This is a genomic window from Streptococcus sp. FSL W8-0197 (assembly GCF_037963785.1).
GTDB classification, from domain to species: domain Bacteria; phylum Bacillota; class Bacilli; order Lactobacillales; family Streptococcaceae; genus Streptococcus; species Streptococcus oralis_CQ.
In genome coordinates, this window is sequence record NZ_CP150168.1 from 2,001,588 (window position 1) to 2,027,238 (window position 25,651).

Annotated in this window: 23 protein-coding genes; 3 read left to right on the forward strand and 20 right to left on the reverse strand. The window is 41.2% G+C overall.

Going from position 1 to position 25,651, the window contains the following annotated elements:
- Positions 1 to 89: 89 nt before the first annotated feature.
- From polA to NYE79_RS09840, 11 genes are all read right to left on the reverse strand, one after another.
- The gene (gene polA, locus NYE79_RS09790) at positions 90 to 2,723 is read right to left on the reverse strand and encodes a DNA polymerase I (RefSeq protein ID WP_049501318.1); all 2,634 of its coding nucleotides are present in this window, start codon (positions 2,721 to 2,723) and stop codon (positions 90 to 92) included.
- A gap of 129 nt (positions 2,724 to 2,852) precedes the next feature.
- On the reverse strand, positions 2,853 to 6,182 hold the full coding sequence (locus NYE79_RS09795; protein WP_339293709.1) for an SIALI-17 repeat-containing surface protein: 3,330 nt from the start codon (positions 6,180 to 6,182) through the stop codon (positions 2,853 to 2,855).
- A 116-nt stretch (positions 6,183 to 6,298) separates the two neighbouring features.
- Positions 6,299 to 7,420, reverse strand: a complete 1,122-nt coding sequence (locus NYE79_RS09800) for a CHAP domain-containing protein (RefSeq protein ID WP_095726353.1) — start codon at positions 7,418 to 7,420, stop codon at positions 6,299 to 6,301.
- 99 nt (positions 7,421 to 7,519) lie between these two features.
- The gene (locus NYE79_RS09805) at positions 7,520 to 7,786 is read right to left on the reverse strand and encodes a Veg family protein (RefSeq protein ID WP_001278165.1); all 267 of its coding nucleotides are present in this window, start codon (positions 7,784 to 7,786) and stop codon (positions 7,520 to 7,522) included.
- Position 7,787: 1 nt separating this feature from the next.
- The gene (gene dnaB / locus NYE79_RS09810) at positions 7,788 to 9,140 is read right to left on the reverse strand and encodes a replicative DNA helicase (RefSeq protein WP_000852476.1); all 1,353 of its coding nucleotides are present in this window, start codon (positions 9,138 to 9,140) and stop codon (positions 7,788 to 7,790) included.
- A gap of 43 nt (positions 9,141 to 9,183) precedes the next feature.
- Positions 9,184 to 9,636 carry a 50S ribosomal protein L9 gene (gene rplI, locus NYE79_RS09815; protein ID WP_000864211.1) on the reverse strand — a complete coding sequence of 151 codons (453 nt, stop codon included), beginning with the start codon at positions 9,634 to 9,636 and terminating at the stop codon, positions 9,184 to 9,186.
- Positions 9,633 to 11,606: a DHH family phosphoesterase gene (locus tag NYE79_RS09820; protein WP_000739978.1), complete on the reverse strand. Its 1,974-nt coding sequence runs from the start codon at positions 11,604 to 11,606 to the stop codon at positions 9,633 to 9,635. Before NYE79_RS09820 ends, rplI begins: the two co-directional genes overlap by 4 nt.
- 156 nt (positions 11,607 to 11,762) lie before the next feature.
- Entirely contained in the window at positions 11,763 to 12,941 is a 1,179-nt protein-coding gene (locus tag NYE79_RS09825; protein WP_216728667.1) for an acetyl-CoA C-acetyltransferase, read from the reverse strand.
- Positions 12,942 to 13,022: 81 nt separating this feature from the next.
- On the reverse strand, positions 13,023 to 13,571 hold the full coding sequence (gene raiA, locus NYE79_RS09830) for a ribosome-associated translation inhibitor RaiA (protein ID WP_000599111.1): 549 nt from the start codon (positions 13,569 to 13,571) through the stop codon (positions 13,023 to 13,025).
- A 79-nt stretch (positions 13,572 to 13,650) separates the two neighbouring features.
- The gene (locus NYE79_RS09835; protein ID WP_070696103.1) at positions 13,651 to 14,313 is read right to left on the reverse strand and encodes a ComF family protein; all 663 of its coding nucleotides are present in this window, start codon (positions 14,311 to 14,313) and stop codon (positions 13,651 to 13,653) included.
- On the reverse strand, positions 14,310 to 15,608 hold the full coding sequence (locus NYE79_RS09840) for a helicase-related protein (RefSeq protein WP_216728668.1): 1,299 nt from the start codon (positions 15,606 to 15,608) through the stop codon (positions 14,310 to 14,312). The genes NYE79_RS09835 and NYE79_RS09840 overlap by 4 nt, the downstream gene beginning before the upstream one ends.
- A 56-nt stretch (positions 15,609 to 15,664) precedes the next feature.
- Between NYE79_RS09840 and NYE79_RS09845 the strand changes: the two genes are divergently transcribed.
- From NYE79_RS09845 to cysK, 3 genes are all read left to right on the forward strand, one after another.
- The gene (locus tag NYE79_RS09845) at positions 15,665 to 16,300 is read left to right on the forward strand and encodes a YigZ family protein (RefSeq protein ID WP_049479395.1); all 636 of its coding nucleotides are present in this window, start codon (positions 15,665 to 15,667) and stop codon (positions 16,298 to 16,300) included.
- 15 nt (positions 16,301 to 16,315) lie between these two features.
- Positions 16,316 to 16,759 carry a PH domain-containing protein gene (locus NYE79_RS09850; protein WP_000863904.1) on the forward strand — a complete coding sequence of 148 codons (444 nt, stop codon included), beginning with the start codon at positions 16,316 to 16,318 and terminating at the stop codon, positions 16,757 to 16,759.
- Between the two features lie 96 nt (positions 16,760 to 16,855).
- A complete protein-coding gene (cysK, locus tag NYE79_RS09855) occupies positions 16,856 to 17,782 on the forward strand; it encodes a cysteine synthase A (protein WP_216728669.1) in 927 nt (308 codons plus the stop codon).
- Positions 17,783 to 17,870: 88 nt separating this feature from the next.
- On the opposite strand, the gene tsf is transcribed toward cysK, so the two are convergent.
- From tsf to pgsA, 9 genes are all read right to left on the reverse strand, one after another.
- Positions 17,871 to 18,911 carry a translation elongation factor Ts gene (gene tsf, locus NYE79_RS09860; protein WP_251464135.1) on the reverse strand — a complete coding sequence of 347 codons (1,041 nt, stop codon included), beginning with the start codon at positions 18,909 to 18,911 and terminating at the stop codon, positions 17,871 to 17,873.
- 78 nt (positions 18,912 to 18,989) lie between these two features.
- Positions 18,990 to 19,769: a 30S ribosomal protein S2 gene (gene rpsB, locus NYE79_RS09865; RefSeq protein WP_000268475.1), complete on the reverse strand. Its 780-nt coding sequence runs from the start codon at positions 19,767 to 19,769 to the stop codon at positions 18,990 to 18,992.
- A gap of 224 nt (positions 19,770 to 19,993) precedes the next feature.
- The gene (locus NYE79_RS09870) at positions 19,994 to 21,202 is read right to left on the reverse strand and encodes a CHAP domain-containing protein (RefSeq protein ID WP_049501303.1); all 1,209 of its coding nucleotides are present in this window, start codon (positions 21,200 to 21,202) and stop codon (positions 19,994 to 19,996) included.
- Between the two features lie 93 nt (positions 21,203 to 21,295).
- Entirely contained in the window at positions 21,296 to 21,790 is a 495-nt protein-coding gene (mreD, locus tag NYE79_RS09875; protein WP_251464137.1) for a rod shape-determining protein MreD, read from the reverse strand.
- A 2-nt stretch (positions 21,791 to 21,792) separates the two neighbouring features.
- Positions 21,793 to 22,608 (reverse strand): rod shape-determining protein MreC, encoded by an 816-nt coding sequence (gene mreC / locus NYE79_RS09880; protein WP_251464139.1) that lies wholly within the window; start codon positions 22,606 to 22,608, stop codon positions 21,793 to 21,795.
- Positions 22,609 to 22,668: 60 nt separating this feature from the next.
- Complete coding sequence (locus NYE79_RS09885) at positions 22,669 to 23,463, reverse strand: energy-coupling factor transporter transmembrane protein EcfT (RefSeq protein WP_000377881.1); 795 nt, start codon at positions 23,461 to 23,463, stop codon at positions 22,669 to 22,671.
- Positions 23,456 to 24,295, reverse strand: coding sequence for an energy-coupling factor transporter ATPase (locus NYE79_RS09890; RefSeq protein WP_215804210.1), 840 nt, complete (start codon positions 24,293 to 24,295; stop codon positions 23,456 to 23,458). The genes NYE79_RS09885 and NYE79_RS09890 overlap by 8 nt, the downstream gene beginning before the upstream one ends.
- The gene (locus tag NYE79_RS09895) at positions 24,280 to 25,107 is read right to left on the reverse strand and encodes an energy-coupling factor ABC transporter ATP-binding protein (protein ID WP_049484947.1); all 828 of its coding nucleotides are present in this window, start codon (positions 25,105 to 25,107) and stop codon (positions 24,280 to 24,282) included. Before NYE79_RS09895 ends, NYE79_RS09890 begins: the two co-directional genes overlap by 16 nt.
- Positions 25,104 to 25,649, reverse strand: a complete 546-nt coding sequence (pgsA, locus tag NYE79_RS09900; RefSeq protein WP_049484949.1) for a CDP-diacylglycerol--glycerol-3-phosphate 3-phosphatidyltransferase — start codon at positions 25,647 to 25,649, stop codon at positions 25,104 to 25,106. The genes NYE79_RS09895 and pgsA overlap by 4 nt, the downstream gene beginning before the upstream one ends.
- Positions 25,650 to 25,651: the final 2 nt, after the last annotated feature.

Consider the following 25,651-nt stretch of genomic DNA (forward strand, 5'->3'; position numbering starts at 1 on the left):
CAAATGCAAGGAAAAGTCAAGGAAACTGCTTACAGAAAACTATGAAAAAGAGTTTGAAGACAAATGCTTCAAACTCTATCATAGCTTTCTTATTTAGCCTCGTACCAGGTTGCCCCTTCATTCTCATCAGCAATGAGTGGGACACTAAGCTGGATGGCTTCTTCCATGGTTTGTTTCACTAGTACTTTGACAGCTGCTAGTTCTGATTTCGGAACCTCAAGGACGATTTCATCATGCACTTGCAAGAGCATCTTGGTCTGATAACCACCCTCAACCAGAGCTTTGTCTAGCTGAATCATAGCAATTTTGAGAATATCTGCTGCCGAACCCTGAATAGGGGAGTTAATGGCAGTTCGCTCTGCAAAACCACGAATGTTAAAGTTGCGCGAATTGATATCTGGTAGCTCTCGACGACGCTTGAAGAGGGTCTCTACATATCCCTTGTCACGCGCTTCACGTACCACTTCTTCCATATAGTTTTTAATCCCAGGAAAACGCTCAAAGTAGGTATCAATGTAGGCTTTGGCCTTCTTACGACTAATACCAAGATTGTTCGCCAAACCAAAATCTGAAATCCCGTAAACCACTCCAAAGTTGACAGCCTTGGCATTGCGACGGTCGTTTGGCGTCACATCCTCAGGACGTTCAATTTCAAAGACACGCATAGCTGTCGAAGTATGGATATCTGCTCCCTCTTGGAAGGCCTTGATTAAGTGCTCATCCTTAGAGATATGCGCCAAAACGCGCAACTCAATCTGTGAATAGTCGGAGCTAAGAAGGACACTATCCTCCCACTCTGGCACAAAAGCCTTACGAATGAGGCGACCTTGTTCCAAGCGAACAGGGATATTTTGCAAGTTTGGATCTACACTAGACAAACGCCCAGTCTGAGTCAAATCTTGCACATAGCGCGTGTGGATCTTGCCATCATCTAAAATCCAATCCTGCAAGCCAACCACGTAAGTCGATTGAATCTTAGCAATCTGACGGTAGTCTAGAATTTTTTTGACAATCGGTGCAATAGGAGCCAGACGCTCCAGCACATCCACTGCTGTCGAGTAACCTGTCTTGGTTTTCTTGGTGTATTCTAGAGGAAGTCCCAGTTTTTCAAAGAGAAGTACGCCCAACTGTTTAGGTGAGTTGATATTAAATTCCTCACCAGCCAGCTCATAAATCTCTTGGGTGAGTCGCTCAATGACAATCTCATTTTCAGCTTGCATCTCAAGTAGGGTTTCTTTTTTAACCTTGATTCCAGCAATTTCCATCTTGGCAAGGACAAAAGCCAGAGGTTGCTCCATGTCATAGAGAAGATCTAACTGCCCGTGTTCACTGAGTTTTTCAAGCAAAACAGGCTCCGTCTCAACCAATACAGCAACCTTGCGAGTCAAGTGCTCCAAGAATTTCTCTCTCTCAGGGATAGCTTTCTTGACCCCCTTACCGTAGAAGGTCTCATCATCAGCCAAATAAGTCTGGCCATAGAGATTCGCAATGGTTGAAATTTCATTGTTCTCGACAGTAGAGAGGAGGTATTTGGCCAAACGACTGTCAAAAGCAGGGGCCTGCAAATTCAAGCCCAAACGATTTAAAAGAACCTTCGCTTTCTTAAAGTCATACACTTTCAGAGGTGTTTTTTCTAGAAAATTCTTGAGAATCGGCTCCTGCAAGAGCTCAAGTTTGTCTGTAGCGTAAAGTTTATCCCCACAGGACCAGGCAAAACCAACCAAGTCATCTGTATGGTAATTCTCACCAAAAAGCTCAAAGTGGAAGATAGAGTTGGCGCTCAGCATGTCTTGACTGACTTGGTCAACGATAGTGAAATCCAAACTTTCAGGCGCATCCGTTGATGACACATTTAAAGCTTGCTTGAGCTGTTTGAAGCCCATCTCATCGTAGAATTTCCCGAGATTTTCCACATCTGGTCCACTATAAAGCAAATCATCAAGGCCAATCTCAATCGGTGCCTGAGTCTCAATGGTCGCCAAGGTTTTAGACAGGAAGGCTTGTTCCTTGTCATTGATGAGATTTTCCTTCATCTTAGAAGCCTTCATCCCATCGATATTTTCATAAATACCCTCTAACGAACCGTGTTCTAGCAAGAGCTTGATACCCGTCTTTTCACCGATCTTAGTGACACCAGGGATATTATCAGACTTATCCCCCATAAGAGCCTTAAGATCAATGAACTGAGCTGGTGTGAGGCCCATCTTTTCCATGAGATAGTCTGGCGTAAAGGCCTCAAACTCAGCCACACCTTTCTTGGAAATCTCGACCACCGTATGCTCATCCGTCAACTGGATCAAGTCCTTGTCTCCGCTGACAATAGTCACTTCAAAAGAATCCTTCTCAGCCAAGCGACCTAGGGTCCCGATGATATCATCTGCTTCATACTGGGCCAACTCATAGTGGCGAATCCCAAGATGATCTAGCAACTCACGAATGAAGGGAAATTGCTCACGAAACTCATCTGGAGTTTTAGCACGGCCACCCTTGTAGTCTGCATACATCTCTGTTCTAAAAGTCGTCTTACCAGCATCAAAGGCTACCAAAACATGACTGGGCTCAACCCGCTCTAAGACATGATTCAACATGAGTTGAAAGCCATAGATTGCATTGGTATGAAGACCATTAGCATTTTTAAAACGATCCAACTGCTGATAGAGCGCAAAAAAAGCTCGAAAAGCAACTGAAGATCCATCAATTAATAATAATTTTTTCTTGTCCATACACCCATTATAAAGGAAAGCAAGGAAAAATACCATCGGAAAGAGCTGAAAAACGTGGACTTGTCCCTATTTCACCATAAAAAAGAAAAGGACCATTCAAATCCTTTTCTTTTATTGATTTTATGCGATTTATTTGTTTAATTTTCTCTTTGCAAATGGTAGCAAACCAAGAAGGAGACCAATAAATCCTAGCGATGCAACTGCTGAAGCATCTTGGCTTCCTGTATTTGGAAGGAGTTGTTCATCTGTTGCTGCAGGCGCTTTGTAGGTACGATCTTGTTCAGTTCCAAGAGTAGGGTTTGTAGCCAAAGGAGCTACACTGCCAGTGTATTCTGGAACTTCATTTACTGCAGGTTCAATCTTTTCAGCATAGGCTGGAATAGTAGTCACTGCCGGAGCACCACTTTCTGCATAAACTGGAACATTTGCTACGGTTGGGGCACCGCTTTCTGCATAAGGCAGAGTGTTGTTTACTACTGGTATACCACTTTCTCCGTAAGCTGGAACATTTGCTACGGCTGGGGCGCCACTTTCTGCATAAGGCAGAGTGTTGTTTACTATTGGTGTACCGCTTTCTCCGTAAGCTGGAACATTCGCTACGGCTGGAGCGCCACTTTCTGCATAAGGCAGAGCATTGTTTACTATTGGGGCACCGCTTTCTCCGTAAGCTGGAACGTTCGCTACGACTGGAGCGCCACTTTCTGCATAGGCTGGGAGTTCATTTACAGCAGCTTCTACCGCGTTTGCACCTTGCTTGTATTCTGGCAACTCTGCAGTTGCAGCTTCTACTGCGTTCACCCCACCTTTAAAGTCTTCAATTTCAAGAACAGCTGACATGACACTACTTAGAGTCTTAATAGCATCCTCATAGTCTGCTAAAGCTTGTTGCAAGTCTTTGACTTGACTATTCTTGTCACCAGAAACTTGTAAACTTGATAATTGCGCTTTAATCTTAGCAACTTGCTCTTCTAATTTACTTAGCTCAAGTTTTTTCGCATTACTATTTTCTTCTGCTGCTTCCTTGTCGGCTGCAGCGAGTTTAGCTTGGTCTTGACTTGAGAAATCTTCTTGGCTCTTCACTTCGGCCGGTGTCACCCGATCGCTGTCTTTTGCCAAGAAATCATCTAACAAATCTGACGCATCAATGTCACCTTCTTCGATAGCTTTCAAGATGCCGTCCTTACCAATCACTTCTTTAGCTGCCTTAATCGCCGCTTCCTTATCAGTGATAGTGACATCTTTGTTGATGTCGTCGATGGTCTCTTTTTCAATTTTTTCTAAGGTAGCGATTAAATCTGAGCGAACTTTTGCTGCCTCTTCTGCTGCTTCCTTGTCGGCTGCAGCCAGTTTAGCTTGGTCTTGGCTTGAGAAATCTTCTTGGCTCATCGCTTCGGCCGGTGTCACCTGATCGCTGTCTTCTGCCAAGAAATCATCTAACAAGTCAGATGCTTCAATATCTCCATCTTCGATAGCTTTCAAGATGCCGTCCTTGCCAATCACTTCTTTAGCCGCCTTAATCGCTGCTTCCTTATCAGTGATAGTGGCATCCTTGGTGATGTCGTCGATGGTCTCTTTTTCAATTTTTTCTAGGGTAGCGATTAAATCTGAGCGAACTTTTGCTGCTTCCTCCGCTGCTTCCTTGTCGGCTGTAGCGAGTTTAGCTTGGTCTTGGCTTGAAAGTTGAGATTGAGTTTTTGCTTCGGCTGGTGTTACCTGATCGCTGTCTTCTGCCAAGAAATCTGCCAGTAAGTCGGACGCTTCGATATCGCCTTCTTCGATAGCTTTCAAGATAGCATCCTTGCCAATCACTTCTTTAGCTGCTTTGATCGCCGCGTCCTTATCAGTGATAGTAGCATCTTTGTTGATGTCGTCGATGGTTGATTTTTCGATACCTTCAAGCGTTGAAAGCAATTCGCTGTGAGCTTTTTCTTCCGCTGCTTGCTTAGCTTCTTCCTCTTTCTTGGCTTCCTCAGCTGCTTCCTTATCTGCTGCAGCAAGTTTGGCTTGGTCTTGGCTTGAAAGTTGAGATTGAGTTTTTGCTTCGGCCGGTGTCACCTGATCGCTGTCTTCTGCCAAGAAATCATCTAACAAGTCAGATGCTTCAATATCTCCATCTTCGATAGCTTTCAAGATACCGTCCTTGCCAATCACTTCTTTAGCTGCTTTGATCGCTGCTTCCTTATCAGTGATAGTGGCATCTTTGTTGATATCGTCGATGGTTGATTTTTCGATACCTTCAAGAGTTGTCAACAATTCGCTGTGAGCTTTTTCTTCCGCTGCTTGCTTAGCTTCTTCCTCTTTCTTGGCTTCCTCAGCTGCTTCCTTGTCCGCTGCAGCGAGTTTTGCTTGGTCTTGACTTGAGAAATCTTCTTGGCTCGTCGCTTCGGCTGGTGTCACCTGATCGCTATCCTCTGCCAAGAAGTCTGCTAACAAGTCTGAGGCGTCTAGCTCACCTTCTTCGATGGCTTTCAAGATAGCGTCCTTGCCAATCACTTCTTTAGCCGCCTTAATCGCTGCTTCCTTATCACTGATAGTGGCATCTTTGTTGATGTCATCGATGGTTGATTTTTCAATTTTTTCTAGTGTAGCGATTAAATCTGAGCGAACTTTTGCTGCATCAACCTGAGCCTCTTTATCAGCTTCATCTAACTTAGCTTGGTCCTCATCTGTGAATTCTGATACAGGTTCAGCTGCCGTTTTGTGCTCGCTCGTATCTGCTGGCCAGTCTACAATAACATCACCAATCTCCAAATCCTCATCTGCGATAGCCTTCAAAAGATCTTCTTTACCAATCTCTTCTTTGGCTTCTTTGATAGCCGCTTCTTTATTGGTGATTGAAGCGTCTTTTTTAATATCTTCAATTACAGCATTTTCAAGAGATTCTAGGGCTTGAACCAGAGCATCCGTCGCTTGAGAAACTTGTTCTTTGGCATCTTTTTCAGCTTGGTCTAGTAGGGTTTTCTCCTCAGTAGATAATTTTTTATTAGTTTGAACTTCAGGACCTGTTACCACTGGTTTATCTTCTGCACCCTCTGGCAATTCAGCGATGATATTATCTAGGCTGAGCTCTCCAGACTCAAGAGTGTCTGAAATATACATCTTACCGATATATTCCTTCACAGCTTCAGTTGCAGCCTCTTTGTCCTCAATTGCTTCCTTATCCTCAATATCACTAATAGCCTGTTCCTCAAGTTCATCCAAAGCCTTCATCAACTCTTCTTTGGTCATCTTAGCTGGATTTGTCGCACCAGGATTAGCTGGACTAGCGTTTTCTGATCCCTTTTCAGTTTGAGCACCGCTCTCCCCTTCTGTTCCAGCTTGTGGTTGTGCAGGAGCAACCGCCTGCTCTTCTGCTTTCCCTTCATCTGCCTTAACTACTGAAGGCTGTGAAACGAGTACACTAGCACCCAATACAGCTGCACTTGCTAAACTTGTTAAAATAACTTTCTTCTTGTCCATTAGACAAAGCCCCTTTTATAGTTTTTAATGTTATTATATTATACTATTTAAAGAACGTCAACTAATTCGATATCCATTTTAAAATTTTATGAACAAGAAGAAAGCCTGTATGATGTTTAAGAGACACTTCCTATTCTTGCCCCATCACTGTTGAGTCTATAGCCATCAATAATCGTATTAACAGCTAAGGCTCCCGAAGCATCGACATAGTAGTGTTTACCCGAGACTTGGAACCATTGACTAGCTTTCATCCGACCAGATTCCTCTAAGTAATACCAAGTTCCCTTGTCTTTAACCCATCCCGTCTGCATCTCACCCGAAGCCTTTAGATAATACCAGTGAGAGCCATCCTTAACCCAGCCAGTTGACATGGCCCCATTTTCTTTTAAATGATACCAATTGCCATTAACTTTTTTCCATCCTGTCGCTAGCTTACCATTCTCTCGGTAATACCAACTCCCTCCTTCTTTTTTCCAGCCTTTTACTGTATTGATTAACTCTGCATACTGCACATATCTTCTAGCACCACTGTAGGATAGATAGCCGAGCCACTTATAACCATCCTTTTCAATAACCTGATCATAACTCACACTCTCACCAGCATAATAGTAGTCAATAACCTGTCCTGTGCTTGACGGTTGGTCCATAATAGGCGATTTCCCCGTGAATACTATTGTCCCGCTGGACGGAAGCTCTGAGTTATGAGAACCCTCACTCACACTATGGTTAGCGGATAAATCCCTGAAATGAATAAAACCTGTCATCGAACTAGCCTTGACTTTTCGACGGTTATACTTTTCTCGAACCCCATAGTTATACTCTTCGATTTCAATCGTATCCCCCGACACATTTGATACCCAGGCCACGTGCCCATAATAACCTTCTGTCGACCAAGCAATAGCCCCAACTTCTGGCTTAGTATCCACACGGTAGCCTTCTCGCCTTGCACGATGTCCCCATTCATTTGCATTTCCATAGGCAGGAGGAATCTCAAAGCCATTTACACTACTCAAACGAAAGGCCGCAAAAGAGGTACACTGGCGAGAATACATCCGCCACTGATCGATTTCAACACTACCATTTTTGTAGTGAAGCGGATAGTCATCTCCACGCGCTACACTATCAGCTTGAACCGATTCTCCACCAAATAAAAAGGTACTTGTAACAAACAAAGTAGCCAGCCCTACACTCAACTGAGTACATCTACTCTTCTTAACTCCTGATTTAAAAAACGTCATTCATTCTCCTTAATAATATAAATTTCCGAGGTTCCCCTCGTTTATACTATTCGGGAGAAAAAGAAAAAAGTGAGCAAAGCTCACTTCATTTTAGGATTCTTAGTCTAGATAGCGAATCAAGTTCTTTTCTGTCAAGATATCTGAGTAGGTGAAGGATTCAACATAGACATTGGCTTGTTTGTCTCCTTCAACATCCCCAAATTCAACGATAAATAGAGATGGATAAACCTCAATTAGCTTACCCAATCTATTTTTTTGGCGCTTACGGCCATTCTCCAAAGTCATTTCAACGACTTGTCCCTCATGCGCCTTGATCTCTTCTTTGATTTTTTTCATCTTGGCTACATCTGTAAATGCATCTGACATCTTATGCCTCCCTCTTTGAGATACTTGAAAATTTATTGTATTCTTTTTGGAAAATCAATTCCACCGTTCCACGAGCTCCACTACGGTTTTTCTCGATGATAACCTCAACCTTGTTATTTGGAATTCCTTCCTCTTCTTCACCCGCACGATCGTAGTAGTCGTCACGGTATAGAAAAGCTACGATATCCGCATCCTGCTCGATAGAACCCGATTCACGAATATCAGACAAGACTGGTCTCTTATCCTGACGCTGTTCCACTCCACGAGATAGCTGACTGAGAGCAATGACTGGAACCTTTAATTCCTTGGCTAGAATTTTCAACTGACGAGAAATTTCAGAGACTTCTTGTTGGCGGTTCTCACGACCAGTCCCTGTAATAAGCTGTAGGTAGTCTATCAAAATCAATCCTAGATTGCCCGTTTCTTGAGCCAGTTTGCGTGACCGCGAACGAATTTCCGTGATCCGAATCCCTGGCGTATCATCAATATAGATACTCGCGTTGGCTAGGTTCCCTTGGGCAATGGTATACTTTTGCCATTCCTCATCAGTCAATTGACCTGTACGGATAGAATGGGACTCCACCAAACCTTCAGCAGCCAACATACGGTCTACTAGACTTTCCGCACCCATTTCCAGCGAAAAGATAGCAACCGTCTTGTCCAACTTAGTCCCGATGTTCTGAGCAATGTTCAAAGCAAAGGCCGTCTTACCAACCGCTGGACGAGCCGCTAGTATAATTAGTTCCTCCTCATGGAGACCTGTCGTCATATGGTCCAAATCACGGTAGCCCGTTGCAATACCAGTGATATCCGTTGTTTGTTGTGACCGAACTTCTAGGTTCCCAAAGTTGATATTTAAAATATCTCGGATGTTCTTGAATCCACTACGATTGGCGTTTTCGCTAACATCAATGAGTCCCTTTTCAGCCTGAGCGATGATTTCATCTGCAGGCTTAGAAGCCTCATAAGCTTGGTTGACAGACTCTGTCAACTTGGAAATCAAGCGACGTAGCATAGCCTTTTCCGCCACAATTTTAGCATAATATTCCGCATTAGCTGAAGTTGGTACAGAGTTAACAATTTCAACAAGATAGGACAAGCCACCAATATTTTGGAGATCGCCTTGGCTATCCAAAATCGTCCGAACTGTCGTCGCATCAATCGCTTCTCCACGATCCGACAAGTCTACCATCGCTTGGAAAATCAACCGATGAGCATACTTAAAGAAGTCACGAGAATCAATGTATTCTCGGACAAAAACGAGCTTACTCTCATCTATAAAAATAGCCCCCAGAACAGATTGTTCTGCTAAAATATCCTGAGGTTGAACTCGCAGTTCCTCTACTTCTGCCATCCGACTTTCCTTCCTTTTACAATCTTGTCAAGAAGTTGTAAACTTAACCTTCTTTTACACGAAGATTGATGACACTTGTAACATCTTGATAGATCTTCACTGGTACATCAATCAAACCTACTGCTCGAATTGGTGCTTGCACTTGAATATTGCGTTTGTCAATCTTAATACCAAACTGCTTTTGCAATTCTTCTGCAATTTTCTTGTTAGTGATGGAGCCAAATGTACGGCCATCTGGTCCAACCTTTTCAACAAACTCTACAACTGTTTCTTCTGCTTCAAGCTTAGCCTTGATGGCTTTTGCTTCAGCAATCATTTCAGCATGAGCCTTTTCTTCTGATTTTTGTTTTCCACGCAACTCACCCACTGCTTGAGCAGTTGCTTCCTTGGCCAAATTCTTTTTAATCAGGAAGTTTTGAGCGTAGCCAGTTGGTACTTCCTTGATTTCGCCTTTCTTCCCTTTTCCTTTAACATCTGCTAAAAAGATTACTTTCATTCTTCTTTCTCCTTTTCCTTTAGTTCTTCCAAGATTAGTTGAGTCAATTTTTCTCCTGCTTCCGACAAACTCATATCCTCGATTTGCGCAGCTGCTAGATTAAAGTGACCTCCACCACCCAGCTCTTCCATAATGCGTTGCACATTGATTTTACTACGACTTCGAGCTGAGATAGAGATAAATCCTTGTGTATTTTTTGCTAGAACGAAGCTGGCTTCAATACCTGACATAGCCAGCATAGCATCGGCAGCCTTACTGATAACAACTGTGTCATAAGACATTGAGTCCTTAGCTCGGGCAATCAAGATATCTGAACCTAACTTACGACCTTGTAAAATGAGTTCATTTACCTCACGGTACTCTTCAAAATCTGTCGCAGCAATCTCCTGGATAGCAATACTGTCACTTCCCCGTGTTCTCAGATAGCTAGCCACATCAAAGGTTCGGCTCGTCACGCGAGATGTGAAATTCTTGGTATCCAGCATCATACCAGCCATCAAAACACTGGCCTGCATACGACTCAAACGATTTTTCTTAGAATTTTGGAACTGAATCAATTCTGTGACCAACTCACTGGCACTACTTGCCCCACTTTCAATATAGGTGATGACTGCATTCTCAGGGAAATCCTGATCACGTCTATGATGGTCAATAACAATAGTTTGAGTGAACAAATCATAAAAATCTTTTGACAAAGTCAAAGCCGTCTTGGAATGATCCACCAGAATCAATAATGAACGGTTTGTAACTAACTTCATCGCATCTGTAAGAGATAAAAGTTTCGTGACATCTTCCTTCTTCAAGAACTGAATAGCACGTTCGATATCTGCTGGCATATGGTCTGCATCATAGACAGCATAACTGTTCTCAATAATATTACTTGCAAACAACTGCATACCAACAGCAGATCCCAAAGCATCCATATCTAGATTTTTATGACCGACTACAAAAACTTGGTCAACACTTCGAATCTTATCAGAAATGGCTGTCATCATGGCTCTGGTACGTGTACGAGTACGTTTGATAGATGCAGCAGTTCCTCCACCAAAGTAGACAGGATTCTTGGTTTCGTTATTTTCCTTGACCACCACCTGATCACCACCGCGAACTTCTGCTAAGTTCAAGTTGAGCAAGGCAATTTTCCCTATCTCTTCATGGTTTCCATCACCATAAGAAAATCCCATACTTAAAGTTAGGGGTAGATGCCTCTGTTTTGATTCTTCTCGGAAAGTATCAATAACGGAGAATTTATCATTCATCAATTCCTCTAGTACCGTGTAATCTGTGAATACATAAAAACGATCCATCCCCACACGGCGGGAAAACATAGCATACTTACTAGCAAATTCTGAAACAAAATTGGCTACAAAACTATTGATATGACTGATATCTGAGTCAGATGTCGCATCCTCCAAATCATCATAGTTATCTACCGAGATGACTCCAATGACTGGACGACTAGTTACCAATTCAACAGTTGCTTCGTACTCTCCAGAAACATCAAAGAAATACAAAACACCTGAAGCCTTGTCCATATGGACAGCATATCGTGTTTCGCCCAAGGTAGCATACGAACCTGGATTCCCAACAGAAGCCTTGATGATGGTTTGAATTAACTCAACATCAATTTCCCCTTCTTCAGTAGTTAAAATCAGCTCAGCATAGGGATTAAACCATTCCACTTCTCCGCTTGATAAGTCTAATTTCAGGACTCCCACCGGCATTTGATCAAGCAAAGTACTCAAGCTATTTTCGGCTTGGTGATTTACATATTGGATTTGTTCAATTTCGCTCTTTTCATACTGTTTTTTTTGCCAAACGAATAAAAGCAAATAAAGTAGTACAAATAAAAACAAAACAGTGATTGTTACAGCAAGATTATGTGAAAAAATAATCAGCAAAGTTAAGATTCCGAAAGTTGCAAGTCCTAGCAAGACTGCAGAAAACGGGATTAAATTATTTTTTTTCATTCTAAACCTCTTGCGCATTATTATATCACAAAAACCCTTAAAAAGCGACCTTTTAAAAGATGCAAGCCTTTCTTTCATGATTGATTTCTCTAACTTCAGACACAAAAAGAGGAGGGAATCATCACCCTCCTACCCACGTGTTCAGATCACTAACACCTAACGTTCCACGATAAGGGCAGTCCCCATCCCTCCTCCGATACAGAGAGTTGCTAACCCAGTTTTAGCATCACGTTTCATCATCTCATGTACCAGCGTTACTAGGATACGGCAACCGGAAGCCCCAATTGGGTGACCAAGAGCAATGGCGCCACCATTGACGTTGACAATATCTGTGTTGAAACCAAGTGTTTTACCAACTGCACAAGCCTGGGCAGCAAAGGCTTCATTTGACTCAATCAAGTCGAGATCTTCAACTGTCAAATTGCCTTTTTCAAGAGCCTTGCGAGTCGCATAAATCGGTCCACATCCCATCATCTTAGGATCCAAACCTGCACTTGCATACGAACGAATGCGGGCAATCACTGAAAGGCCTAATTCTTCAGCTTTTTCAGCACTCATGATTAAGACAGCTGCTGCCCCGTCATTGATTCCTGAAGCATTTCCCGCTGTGACAGAACCGTCTTTTTTGAAAACAGGATCTAGCTTAGACAAACTCTCCAAGCTAGCATCTTTTCTAGGATATTCATCTGTATCAAAAACGATAGGATCGCCTTTGCGTTGAGGAATGACAACTGGAATAATCTCTTCTTTAAAGCGACCAGATTCTATAGCTGCAACTGCTCGTTTTTGTGACTCTAAAGCAAGAGCATCTTGCTCTTCTCGACTGACACCATATTCTTCAGCCACATTCTCGGCTGTAATTCCCATATGGTATTCGTTAAAGGCATCAGACAAACCATCCTTGAGCATGGTATCAACAACTTTCGAATCACCCATACGGCCGCCCCAACGGAAACTTGGCAAAACGTATGGAGCCTGACTCATGTTTTCTGCACCACCAGCTACGATAATATCTGCATCGCCACATCGAATCGCTTGAGCAGCCAACTGCACGGCCTTCAAACCGGAACCACAAACCTTGTTGATAGTAAAGGCTGGTGTAAATTCAGGGAGTCCTGCATGAACGCTCATTTGACGAGCTACGTTTTGACCTAAACCAGCACCCAGTACATTCCCCATAATCACTTCGTCTACCTGCTCTGGTTTGACATTGGCTTTTTCCAAAGCACTCTTAATAACCAAAGCTCCCAAATCAACAGCTGAAACATCCTTCAAAATTCCTCCAAAGGAGCCTATTGGAGTTCGTACTGCCGAAACAATCACCACGTCTTTCATAACTGCCCCCGTTTATACCTTTTATAATAATGCAATACAAAAGTGGTTTACACTGGTGTAAACCACTTTAAAAATTCTATTTTATGATTCTTTCACTTCTAACAAACCGACTTCACCATCTTCACGGCGATACAAAACATTAGTTGTTTGATCTTCTACATCTACATAGATAAAGAAATCATGTCCCAATAAATCCATTTGGAGAAGAGCTTCTTCTAAATCCATTGGCTTCAAATCAATTTGTTTTGAACGAACGACTTTTGGTTGCACAACATTTGCATCTTCAACTAGAGCGTCTGTAAAGAGTTGACTTGTCGCAACTTTGTTTTTATTCTTACGTTCGATTTTAGTTTTATTTTTACGAATCTGACGTTCAATTTTATCTGTTACAAGATCGATAGAACCATACATATCTTGAGAAATATCTTCAGCACGAAGAGTGATAGATCCAAGCGGAATTGTTACTTCAACCTTTGCTGTTTTTTCACGGTAAACTTTCAAGTTCACACGTGCATCCAACTCCTGCTCAGGTTGGAAATACTTTTCGATCTTTTCGAGTTTAGAAACTACATAATCACGAATTGCTTCTGTTACTTCTAGGTTTTCACCACGGATACTATATTTAATCATATAAGTACCTTCTTTCTAAACATTTTTGTTTTTCTAACTATATTATAACGCTTTCATTTTCATTTTGCAAATTTTTTCCTCATCTTACAAGGGAAAAAGTTTTAACTTCCAAAGCACCTGCTTCTGCCAAAAGTCGTTTCACACGATTCACAGTTGCCCCTGTTGTATAGATATCATCAATCAGCAAAATCTTCTTGGGAAGTGAGATTCCATCTTTAATAAAAAATGGAATTTCAGTAGTCAACCTTTCTAAACGGCTTTTAGAAGAACTAGCGCTCTCTTCTCTTTTTCCTAATATATCTTTAAAAGAAAAGCCTGCTGCCTCAACCAAACCCTCGACTTGGTTAAACCCCCTCTCAAGCAATCTTTCAGGGCTTAGGGGAATTACAACAAATTGATAACCTCTATACTTTTTCAGTTCCTCAGCAAGAACGGAAGCAAAAACTTTTCTAAGCAAAAAATCACCATCAAACTTATATCTACTGAAAAAGTCTTTCATAGCTTGATTATAGGTAAAGATTGCTTTATGATCAACTTGAATTCCTTCTTTACACCAAAGTTTACAATCTTGACACTTAGTTGACAGTCCTGTTTTCATACAGTTTGGACAATATTTCTCACCAATCTTCTCAAAACTAGAAGCACAAGCTGAGCATAGATAACTGCAGTCGTGCTTCAAAAGGAAGAGACTACCAAAAGTTAACTCACTTTTTGTAGTCTGACCACATAATAAACAGTTCATAATCCCGCCTCCTTGTTCATCTGCTTGATTTCCTTGATTGCCTTCTTGATGGAAGCATTTAATCCATCATGAAAGAAGAGCAACTCACCAGTCGGTCTGTCCATACTACGCCCAACTCGACCACCAATCTGAATCAAGCTAGACTTGGTAAAGAGACGATGATTAGCTTCTACTACGAAAACATCTACACAAGGGAAGGTAACTCCGCGTTCCAATATTGTCGTACTGATTAGTATCGTCAACTCTCCATCTCGAAAAGCTTGTACTTGCTCTAATCGATTTTCTGTGATAGAAGATACAAAACCGATATTCTCATTCGGGAAATCCACCTGTAGTATTTCTTTTAGTTTTTCGCCTTTCTTAATCTCTGATGCAAAAATCAGCAGTGGATAACCTGTTCTTCTCTGTTTCTCAATGTAGGTTTTTAACTTGGTTGACAATTGATTTTTCTCTAAACAGCGATTAAAATCCGATAGCCAGACAGATTTAGGAATAATCAAAGGATTTCCATGAAACCGTCTCGGCAAGCTTAATCTTTTTAATTCCTTTGTGCGAACCTTCCTATCTAACTCATCTGTAGAAGTTGCTGTAAGGAATATCCTCAATCCATCCTCCTTTACACTATTCTTTACAGCATAGTAAAGCATAGTGTTGTCAACATAAGGAAAGGCATCTACCTCATCCACTATCAACAAATCAAAAGCATGATAAAATTTTAATAACTGATGAGTTGTTGCAACTGCTAGGGGAGTTCGAAAATAGGGCTCTGATTCGCCATGGAGTAGCGCTATATCGCAAGCAAAGTCATTCTGCAGTCGCTTATACAGTTCCAAACACACATCAATTCGAGGGCTGGCTAAACAAACTGCACCACCTTCATCAATCACTTTAGCCACAACTTGATAAATCATCTCTGTCTTTCCAGCTCCTGTTACAGCGTGAACCAAGGTTGGCTCTTGCTTGTCTACCGCTTGAAGAAGTCCCTCTGAAACTTTTTCTTGAAAAGGTGTTAACTGACCACGCCATTTGAGGACGTCTTGCTTAGGAAAATCCTCCTGTGGAAAATAGTATAAAGCTTGATCACTCCTGACTCTCTCCATCAATAAACACTCCCTACAATAGTAAGCGCCTATAGGCAAATGCCATTCTTCTAGAATACTACTATTACAACGTTGACAAAACAGTTTCCCTTTCTCTTTTCTCATTGCTGGAAGTTTCTCAGCCATCTGCCGTTCTTCTTCTGTTAATTCTTTCTCAGTAAACAAGCGACCGAGGTAATTTGGATTTACTTTCATACTTCTTTATTCGTAAAAATCTAGCACTTTAGATATTTTTTTAGTACAATTAAATCATGGAATTTAGAACAATTAAAGAGGATGGGCAGGTCCAAGAAGAAATCAAAAAATCTCGATTTATCTGTCATGTCAAGCGTGTTTATAGCGAAGAAGAGGCTCGTGACTTCATAACTACCATCAAAAAAGAACACTATAAAGCCACCCATAACTGCTCTGCTTTTATTGTAGGGGAACGCAGTGAAATCAAACGTACGAGTGATGATGGGGAACCTAGTGGTACTGCTGGAGTCCCTATGCTGGGTGTCTTAGAAAATCATAATCTAACCAATCTCTGTGTGGTAGTGACACGCTACTTTGGTGGCATCAAACTAGGTGCTGGTGGTTTGATTCGTGCTTATGCAGGTAGCGTAGCCTTGGCTGTCAAAGAAATTGGCATTATTGAAATCAAAGAACAGGCTGGCATAGCCATTCAGATGTCTTACGCTCAGTATCAAGAATATGGTAATTTTCTTAGAGAGCATCATCTCATGGAGCTGGATACAAACTTTACAGATCAAGTTGATACAATGATTTATGTTGATAAGGAAGAGAAAGAAAATATCAAGTCTGCTCTTGTAGAGTTTTTTAATGGAAAGGTTACTTTAACAGATCAAGGTTTACGAGAAGTTGAAGTTCCTGTAAACTTAGTGTAAACAAAGGAGAAATACATGGCGTTTGGGAAATTTATTCAAGGACTTGCTGGTAACTTCAGCGAGCAAAACAAAGAAGCTCTTATCAAAGAATATGGTCAATACCTACTAGAGAATGAAGAAATCCAAAGTGGATATAAGCTCATTCGTGACGCAATCATCTTTACAAATATTCGTATCATATTTACAGATAAGCAAGGCGCTACTGGTCGCAAGATGTCTGTTAAATCACTCTTTTTGATGAACATTGTCAACGTTGAAATGGAAACTGCAGGAGCAGGTATAGACGATAGTGAGATTACGATCACTTATTTAGAGAATGTCTTTCTAAAAGCACATAATGAGCATTTTAGTTACCACAAATTTGAATTTCCTAAGAAAACGGATATTCTTCCCCTTTACACCTATTTACTAGAACTTGCTTATCACAATCGATTGAAAATTAATGGCTTAGACCTTTGATATAAAAAAATCCTATCGCTTCGATAGGATTTCTATATTTTACAAATAGCCTAGAGCACGTTATACTAGAATCATCTTATACAAAGAGGTATATCTATGACTATCTACAATAATATTACTGAACTAATCGGACAAACACCAATTGTTAAACTTAACAACATTGTTCCAGAGGGTGCTGCAGACGTCTATGTTAAACTAGAGGCCTTTAACCCAGGATCTTCAGTCAAAGATCGTATTGCCCTTAGCATGATTGAAAAAGCTGAGCAGGATGGCATTCTAAAACCCGGTGCTACTATTGTTGAAGCAACAAGTGGAAATACTGGAATCGGTCTTTCATGGGTTGGTGCTGCTAAAGGATATAAAGTTGTTATCGTCATGCCAGAAACGATGAGTGTGGAACGACGTAAGATTATCCAAGCCTATGGCGCTGAACTCGTCCTTACACCTGGTAGCGAAGGTATGAAAGGTGCGATTGCCAAAGCCCAAGAAATCGCAGCTGAGCGCGGTGGTTTCCTTCCTCTACAATTTAACAATCCAGCTAATCCTGAAGTACACGAAAGAACAACAGGAGCTGAAATACTGGCTGCTTTCGGTTCTGATGGGCTAGATGCTTTTGTAGGTGGTGTTGGTACTGGTGGAACGATTTCGGGCGTTTCTCATGCACTTAAAGCTGCAAATTCCAACATTCAAATTTTTGCTGTTGAAGCTGATGAATCTGCTATTCTGTCTGGCGAAAAACCAGGACCTCATAAAATTCAAGGTATCTCCGCTGGATTTATTCCTGAAACACTTGATACAGAAGCCTATGACGGTATCGTCCGTGTAACATCAGATGATGCTCTTGCACTTGGTCGTGAGATTGGCGGAAAAGAAGGCTTCCTTGTTGGTATTTCTTCAGCTGCAGCGATTTACGGGGCAATTGAGGTTGCCAAGAAATTAGGTTCAGGTAAAAAAGTCCTTGCGCTTGCACCAGATAACGGAGAACGTTACCTATCTACAGCACTCTATGAATTCGAAGTCTAGTCTCCTAAATACACAAAGCCCTTGTTAAAGGGCTTTTTAAATTTTTAATAAAAGAAAAAGGAAGCAAACTTGCTTCCTCTTTTTATTATTAGTTATTCAAGGCTGCTGCCATTGTAGCTGCAACTTCAGCTTCAAAGTCATTTGCAGCTTTCTCAATACCTTCACCAACTTCAAAGCGAGCGAACTCAACTACTGAAGCGTTAACTGATTCAAGGTATGCTTCAACTGTCTTGCTGTCGTCCATGATGTAGACTTGTGCAAGAAGTGTGTATGCTTGGTCAACCTTAGTGTTGTCAAGCATGAAGCGATCCATTTTACCTGGGATGATTTTGTCCCAGATTTTTTCTGGTTTGCCTTCTGCAGCCAACTCAGCTTTGATATCAGCTTCAGCTTGAGCAATCACTTCATCAGTCAATTGTGCTTTTGATCCATACTTCAAGTGTGGAAGAGCTGGTTTACCAACCATTGCACGGCTTTCGTTATCTTGGTCGATGACGTGGTTCAATTGTGCCAACTCATCTTTAACGAATTGCTCATCCAATTCTTTGTAAGAAAGAACTGTTGGTTTCATCGCAGCAATGTGCATTGAGATTTGTTTAGCAAGCGCTTCGTCTCCACCTTCAATAACAGAGATAACACCGATACGGCCACCGTTGTGTTGGTAAGCTCCAAAGTGTTGTGTATCTGTTTTTTCGATTAAAGCAAAACGACGGAATGAGATTTTTTCTCCGATAGTTGCTGTTGCAGATACATATGCAGCCTCAAGAGTTTCACCTGAAGGCATTGTCAAAGCAAGAGCCTCTTCGTTGTTAGCTGGTTTTCCTTCAGCAATTACTTTAGCTGTTGCGTTTACCAAGTCAACGAATTGAGCGTTTTTCGCAACGAAGTCAGTTTCAGCGTTTACTTCAACTACTGCTGCAACGTTACCGTTAACAAATACACCTGTCAAACCTTCTGCAGCAACACGGTCAGCTTTCTTAGCTGCCTTCGCCATACCTTTTTCGCGAAGCAATTCGATCGCTTTTTCGATATCACCGTCTGTTTCTACAAGCGCTTTTTTAGCGTCCATAACACCGGCACCAGATTTTTCACGCAACTCTTTAACAAGTTTAGCTGTAATTTCTGCCATTTTGATTCTCCTATATTTTTTAAAAATAGGAGAGCTGGGCTAGGCCCCGCCCTCCTAGGTAATTACTATTTATATGAATTAAGCGTTGTCGCCTTCTACAACTTCAACGATTTCTTCGATTGAGTCAGCTTGAGCTTCTGAAGCTGCAAATTCTGCTTCAACGGCTGCTGCATCTTCCCCTTGACGTCCTTCGATGATAGCGTCAGCCAATTTAGCTGTGATCAATTTAACAGCGCGGATAGCGTCATCGTTAGCTGGGATGATTACATCGATATCGTCTGGGTCAGTATTTGTGTCAACCATCGCTACAACTGGGATACCCAATTTTTTAGCTTCTTTAACAGCGATTTGTTCTTTATGTGGGTCAACTACGTACATTACATCAGGGATACGAGGCATGTCTTCGATACCACCCAAGAATTTTTCAAGACGTGCACGTTGTTTGTTAAGAAGTGCAACTTCTTTCTTAGGAAGAACGTCGAAGATTCCTTCTTCTTCCATACGTTTGATTTCTTTCAAACGAGCAATACGTTTTTGGATAGTTCCCCAGTTAGTAAGAGTTCCACCCAACCAACGGTGGTTGATGTAGTATTGACCTGAACGTTCTGCTTCTTCTTTAACAGCGTCAGCAGCTTGTTTTTTAGTACCAACAAACAATACAACTGCATCGTTAGCTGCAGCATCACGCATAAAGTCGTATGCTTGGTCAGCGTATTTTACAGTTTGTTGCAAGTCGATAACGTGGATTCCGTTACGCTCAGTGAAGATGTACTTAGCCATCTTAGGGTTCCAGCGACGAGTTTGGTGACCAAAGTGTACACCAGCCTCAAGAAGTTGTTTCATTGAAATTACTGCCATGAGTATTTCTCCTTTTTGTTTTTTTCCTCTCCTCGACTTCAACTTGCAAAACGACCCGAGGGCAACAGTCTCACAATTCATCAAGAATGAGTATTATCGTTTACACGACAAGTTTCATTTTATCACATTTTAGCCATATTTTCAAGTGGTTTTGATATATTTCGGCCTTGCTTTCGATAAAAAATAATAAAAGAGACTCGCATCGAGCCTCTTCGTTTCATTCATTAGTTTGGATAGATGTAAGTAACATAACCTTCAGAAGTTGTAGTTGGGTTGAACCATCCACGTTTGTTACCGATTGTACGATTTCCACCATAGTTTGATTCTGATACTTGAATGCTAGTTGATGATGAAACTGCTGTAACAACCGCTACGTGTCCATATCCACCGTCATTCCAACATGCAATCGCACCAACTTGTGGAGTTGATCCAGTACGGAATCCTGCAGCTGCTGCACTTGTAGCCCACTGCGCTCCGTTACCCCAGTAATCTCCAGCCCAAGGTGCTAATGTTTTAGCTCCCCAAGTACATTCACCAGTTGGATAACTTGAAGCATTTGTACTGTATGTTGGACGTTGTCTAGTTGGAGTCGGAGCAGGTGCTGGAGTGTAGCTTGAATCATCATCTGATGAAGAGCTTGAAGTTGCTTGCACTTGATCTGAAAGTGTTGTATTTCCAGAAGCAACAACTGATTGTTGTTGGCTTGTTTGACGTGCTTTATAAGCCGCTTCTGCTTCGGCTGCTGCTTTCGCTTCTGCCTCTGCTGCTGCTTTTTGTTCCAATAAAGTAGCTTTATCGCTTTCTGCAGTAGCTTTCTCTGCAGCAAGGTTTAACTCAGCAACTTTCAACTCTGCTTGTTTTGTTGTCAATGCTTGTGCATCGTCAGCAAGCGTTTGTTGGTTCGCAATGACAGTGTTGATTGCTTCATTATTTGCAACCTGTTTTTCAGCGATAGATTTCTTATCAGCTTTCTGTTGTTCCAACATTTTGTTGTTAGCTGATACAATCTCGCTCATGGCTGCAACACGTGAAATAGCTTCCGTAATTGATTTTGAGTTTACAATTGTATTGATATAGCTAGTTGCAGCACCGTTTGTTTGTGCGCTACGTGCTTGTTTTTCCAAAGATTCATTACGAGCAACAATGTTCTTAGAGAGCTCTGTAATTTCTCCTTCAAGTTTTTTAGATTCAGCTTGTAGAGTTTCATTCTCAGCTTCCAAGTTCGTTTGTTGAGTTTGGATAGCTGTAACTTGCGTTTGGATTTCATCTACTTGTTTTTGAGCTTCTTTTTGTTGAGATGTCAAATTACTAATCTTACTATCTTGAGCAGCAATCTTTTCATCAGTTGTTTCAGCGTGGACAGTTGTCAATACCGCCGCTTGAGACACTAATACTGTACTTAATAAAAGTGACGCTAAGATTTTTTTCTTCATATTGTGTAGATACTCCTTCTATTTAAGACATTACTAGTATACCAAAAAAAGACATAATAAATATTACGCCTTTGTTACATTTTTATTTCTTTCTTATAGATAACATTTTTCAAAAATATATTGGAAAATAAGCATCCATAAAAAGTTCAAAATCATTGATGGGACAAGGCTATAGACGATGAAAACTGGCATCGATTCTACTGTCAATCCCATAGCAAGGGCAAGGAGGTAGCTCCCCATATCAAATAGGAAACTCATCACAACTATTGTTAACATTCTTGTCCAACGGTTTAGCAAAATTACACTATTAAATTTATGGAGCGAAGCTCCTATCAAGATAAATAGAAGTGTTGCAATTCCTATCAAGTGGAAAAAATAGATATCGTACAGCAAACCCACTATACAGCAGTAAGCTAGATAGAGATATTCTGAAACCTCAATTGTCTCAAACAAGAGAAATAAAAACAGAAAATGACTTACTAAATGAAAGTGAGGGAAGAAGGATCCTACCAATTGTCCAATATGTGCATCAATTAATACGACAAAAGGGAGTAAAAAGAAAATACCAATTTGTTTTAACAGTCTCATTGCTAATTCCCCACTAACTCTACCGCATGAAGATTTTTGGTGTCAGCACTTAACTTTACTGTTACTTCCTTTGTTAGATAATCACTGCTGTGTGTTGTAGCAACAACCTCTCCAACAGGGATATCCTTAACATTAAAGTTTCCGAGCCCCCCTGTAGTCACCTTGTCTCCTGCGCTAATGTCACTGTTACTATTTAATTGGCTAATTTTAAGCAGTTCTGACTCCTTATCATAACCAACGATAATCCCGTAAATTTCAGTAGAGCCATGCAGAATTTTAACAGAAATTTTGTCTGAATTTTCGGTGTTTGTCAATAGATTGACCGTTGTTGAATGATCCTCCACCTTTGAAACACTACCAATCAAGCCCCCGTTTGCAATGGCCAACATATTTTCAGAAGCTCCTTTTGAACTTCCCACATCAATTGTTAACTCTTGTTTCCAAGATACTGGAGCTCGCATAATCACATCTGCTGCAATGGTTTTTGTTGTCTGCAATTTTGACTTCATATCCAGCAACTGACGTAGTTGTTCATTTTCATTTTTTAAACTTTCTGATTGATTAGACTCCACCTCTAGTTGATAAAGCTGTTTTTTTAGACTTTCGTTTTCGTTGTAAGTCTGCGTCAAATGTCCCAAATCTGATTTGAAAGTATCAAACCACTGAAAGGGTTTCTGAACAATTCTATCTACTAAGGAAATCCCATCTCCTAGTTTCGTCACAATAGCGCTTGAATAGGTTGTCACTAATAGAACAGAAACTGCCAGAACTGTGACAAAAACGATGATTAGATATTTTGATTTTTTAAAACGGTTCATATTCCTACCTTTATACTAAAAACCTGCTACTGTGAGCTTCTTATCAATCCTACAAACCTGCTAAGATTTTAAGAAAAATAAGAAACATCCCAGTACCAAAATCACAAGAATTGCCAGTGTATCCTTTTGACTCCATCTCAACTGTCTATACTGACTTCTACCCTTTCCTCCCTGATAACCACGCGCTTCCATGGCTATTGCCAATGAATCTGCACGCTTTAAGCTAGTAGCAAAAAGAGGAATTAAAATTGGAATCATAGCCTTTACCTTTTGCACGATGCTACCTTCGCCAAAGTCAACTCCACGAGCTTTTTGAGCATTCATAATTCTCGTTGTGTCATCCATCAAGGTTGGAACAAAACGCAAACTCATTGATAACATGAGACCAATTTCATGAACGGGAACTTTCACGCGTTTCAGCGGTGCTAAAAGAGCTTCAACTGCAGCTGCCAGACTCAAAGGCATGGTCGTTAAGGTTAGCAAGGTTGAAAAGAAAATAATCAACACAAAACGACAGAAAATGATTCCTGCTTGTTGCAAAGCATAATCCGTTATTCTTATAAAAGAAAACTCAAATAGGACATTTCCACTTGAAATGAAAAAGAGCTGAAAAAGAGTCGTAAAAGCAATCAAGAAGAACATGGATTTTAATCCCTGAACGAAAAATGAGAGGGAAACGCCTGACAAAGCGATAAATATACCTGTCGCTATAAACAAAATGAGATTGGTGAGGGGATTATTAGCCCAAAATACAATCAAAATCAACAGGATCATGGCAAGCAATTTACTACGTGGATCCAAGCGATGAATGATGGAATCCCCCGGTATATAACGCCCTAAAATCATACTATCCATTTAGCGACTCCTTAAACTCCTCTATCTTGATTGGCAATTTTTTAAAAGCTACACCTCTATCTGCCAAACGTTTACAAAAGGCTGTGATTTTAGGCACACCTAACTGCACTTTTTCCATAGAGGCTACATCTTGGAAAACTTCGCTCGGTTTGCCACTTTTGACCAAACGCCCCTTTTCCATAACATAGACCTGATCAGCATATGCAGCTACGTCATCCATCAAATGCGTTACCAGAACGATTGTCATTCCAGAAAGGTGGAGTTCTTTAAACAAGGTCATCAATTCTTTTCTGCCCAAAGGATCTAGCCCTGCTGTAGGCTCATCCAAAACCAAGACAGTTGGCTCCATGGCTAGCATACCTGCTATAGCCACACGTCTCATCTGACCACCCGAAAGTTCAAAAGGACTGCGCTCAAAGAGTGACTCATCGATACCTACCAAGGCTAACTTTTCACGCGCAATTTTCTCGGCCTCTTCCTCAGAAACTCCAAAATTTTGCGGCCCAAATGCAACATCTTTCAAAACAGTCTCTTCGAAAATCTGATTTTCAGCAAATTGAAACACTAGACCAACCTGCTTTCGAATCTGGCGAATTTCTTTGTTGGTTGATGTAGGGGTAATGACGGTATCGAAAACTCGAACAGAACCCTTACTTGGTACCAATAGGCCATTTAAAAGCTGTAAAATCGTTGATTTTCCACTACCTGTGTGCCCTACTAAAGCTGCATAAGAGCCATCCTCAATCGTCAAAGAAACATCAGTCAGGGCTGATGAAGATAGGGGAGTCCCCTCTTGATAGGTAAAGCTCACATTTTCTAGAGTAATTCCCATAGCTTGTCCTCTAGCTCTCCTTCTGTCAAATAGCCATCCGGCAACTGATAGCCAGCCTCTCTCAAAGATTCTCTCAATTGATTAGTAAAAGGCTCATCTAATCCTATCTGGTCAAGGTCATCCCGAGAAAAAAGTTCTCTTGGGCTACTGGTTGACTCCACTTGGCCTTTTTTCATGACCAAGACACGGTCACTCATCGCAACTTCTTCCAAGTCATGTGTAATGGAGACGACTGTCATCTGGTGGTCTTTACGAATCTCTTGAACTGTCTGAATCAGTTCTCTGCGTCCCTCAGGATCCAACATACTTGTAGCCTCGTCCAAAATCAAAATAGCTGGCCTCAAGGCAACAACTCCTGCAATAGCCACCCGTTGTTTTTGTCCACCAGATAAACGAGCTGGTTCTCTCTTCTTAAAGTCCAGCATCCCTACCAACTCCAAAGAATCAGCCACTCTCTTCTTCATTTCTTCACGAGGAAGTCCCTGATTTTCTAAACCAAAGGCAACATCATCTTCAACAGTCGCCCCCACAAATTGGTTATCTGGATTTTGAAAAACCATACCAATTTGTCGACGCAAGTCCCAAACGTTCTCAGAGGACAGCAGTTGGCCATCTATCCAGATTTCCCCAGACTCCGCTTCAAGCAAGCCATCAATCAAACGGATAGTTGTCGATTTTCCACTCCCATTATGACCTACAATCGAAAGCCATTCTCCCCGTTTCACGTGAAACGAGACATTATTAACGTCATAATGTTCCTGGTCTTCCTTGTAACGAAAAGACAGATTTTTTACTTCAATAATCGATTTCATTTCGAACCAAATGTCCCTTTGAATACATGAGCGCTACCCTTGAAATAATCATAACCAGAGTAGATGGTGAAAAATAAAGCTATATAAAGCAACAGTTGCCCAATTAAATTCCAATGTAAGAGCAAAAAGATAATGGCAAACATCTGACTAAAGGTCTTGATTTTCCCTGGCATCGCTGCTGCTAGAACTTTCCCTCCCGTCTCAACAAGCAACAAACGCAAGCCTGTCACCGCAAGTTCACGACAGATGATAATAGCAACAACCCAAGCCGGAGCCATACCTAACTCAATCAACATGATAAAAGCTGACATAACCAACAGCTTATCGGCCATCGGATCAGCAAATTTTCCAAAGTTGCTGACTACATTCCATTTGCGAGCAAGGTAACCATCAAGATAATCCGTTACACTAGCAACTGCAAAAATTATCGCTGCTAGCAAATGACTGCCTTGTGAATGGCCCAAAGTCAAAATAAGGATAAAGAGAGGTATAAAGAGAATTCTACCAATAGTTAATACATTAGGAATTTGTTCTTTTTTCATTG

Bases quoted from the DNA above. Each gene is read 5' to 3' on its own strand.
- polA (WP_049501318.1), bottom strand. From the start codon at position 2,723: ATGGACAAGAAAAAATTATTATTAATTGATGGATCTTCAGTTGCTTTT.
- NYE79_RS09795 (WP_339293709.1), bottom strand. From the start codon at position 6,182: ATGGACAAGAAGAAAGTTATTTTAACAAGTTTAGCAAGTGCAGCTGTA.
- NYE79_RS09800 (WP_095726353.1), bottom strand. From the start codon at position 7,420: ATGACGTTTTTTAAATCAGGAGTTAAGAAGAGTAGATGTACTCAGTTG.
- NYE79_RS09805 (WP_001278165.1), bottom strand. From the start codon at position 7,786: ATGTCAGATGCATTTACAGATGTAGCCAAGATGAAAAAAATCAAAGAA.
- dnaB (WP_000852476.1), bottom strand. From the start codon at position 9,140: ATGGCAGAAGTAGAGGAACTGCGAGTTCAACCTCAGGATATTTTAGCA.
- rplI (WP_000864211.1), bottom strand. From the start codon at position 9,636: ATGAAAGTAATCTTTTTAGCAGATGTTAAAGGAAAAGGGAAGAAAGGC.
- NYE79_RS09820 (WP_000739978.1), bottom strand. From the start codon at position 11,606: ATGAAAAAAAATAATTTAATCCCGTTTTCTGCAGTCTTGCTAGGACTT.
- NYE79_RS09825 (WP_216728667.1), bottom strand. From the start codon at position 12,941: ATGAAAGACGTGGTGATTGTTTCGGCAGTACGAACTCCAATAGGCTCC.
- raiA (WP_000599111.1), bottom strand. From the start codon at position 13,571: ATGATTAAATATAGTATCCGTGGTGAAAACCTAGAAGTAACAGAAGCA.
- NYE79_RS09835 (WP_070696103.1), bottom strand. From the start codon at position 14,313: ATGAACTGTTTATTATGTGGTCAGACTACAAAAAGTGAGTTAACTTTT.
- NYE79_RS09840 (WP_216728668.1), bottom strand. From the start codon at position 15,608: ATGAAAGTAAATCCAAATTACCTCGGTCGCTTGTTTACTGAGAAAGAA.
- NYE79_RS09845 (WP_049479395.1), top strand. From the start codon at position 15,665: ATGGAATTTAGAACAATTAAAGAGGATGGGCAGGTCCAAGAAGAAATC.
- NYE79_RS09850 (WP_000863904.1), top strand. From the start codon at position 16,316: ATGGCGTTTGGGAAATTTATTCAAGGACTTGCTGGTAACTTCAGCGAG.
- cysK (WP_216728669.1), top strand. From the start codon at position 16,856: ATGACTATCTACAATAATATTACTGAACTAATCGGACAAACACCAATT.
- tsf (WP_251464135.1), bottom strand. From the start codon at position 18,911: ATGGCAGAAATTACAGCTAAACTTGTTAAAGAGTTGCGTGAAAAATCT.
- rpsB (WP_000268475.1), bottom strand. From the start codon at position 19,769: ATGGCAGTAATTTCAATGAAACAACTTCTTGAGGCTGGTGTACACTTT.
- NYE79_RS09870 (WP_049501303.1), bottom strand. From the start codon at position 21,202: ATGAAGAAAAAAATCTTAGCGTCACTTTTATTAAGTACAGTATTAGTG.
- mreD (WP_251464137.1), bottom strand. From the start codon at position 21,790: ATGAGACTGTTAAAACAAATTGGTATTTTCTTTTTACTCCCTTTTGTC.
- mreC (WP_251464139.1), bottom strand. From the start codon at position 22,608: ATGAACCGTTTTAAAAAATCAAAATATCTAATCATCGTTTTTGTCACA.
- NYE79_RS09885 (WP_000377881.1), bottom strand. From the start codon at position 23,463: ATGGATAGTATGATTTTAGGGCGTTATATACCGGGGGATTCCATCATT.
- NYE79_RS09890 (WP_215804210.1), bottom strand. From the start codon at position 24,295: ATGGGAATTACTCTAGAAAATGTGAGCTTTACCTATCAAGAGGGGACT.
- NYE79_RS09895 (WP_049484947.1), bottom strand. From the start codon at position 25,107: ATGAAATCGATTATTGAAGTAAAAAATCTGTCTTTTCGTTACAAGGAA.
- pgsA (WP_049484949.1), bottom strand. From the start codon at position 25,649: ATGAAAAAAGAACAAATTCCTAATGTATTAACTATTGGTAGAATTCTC.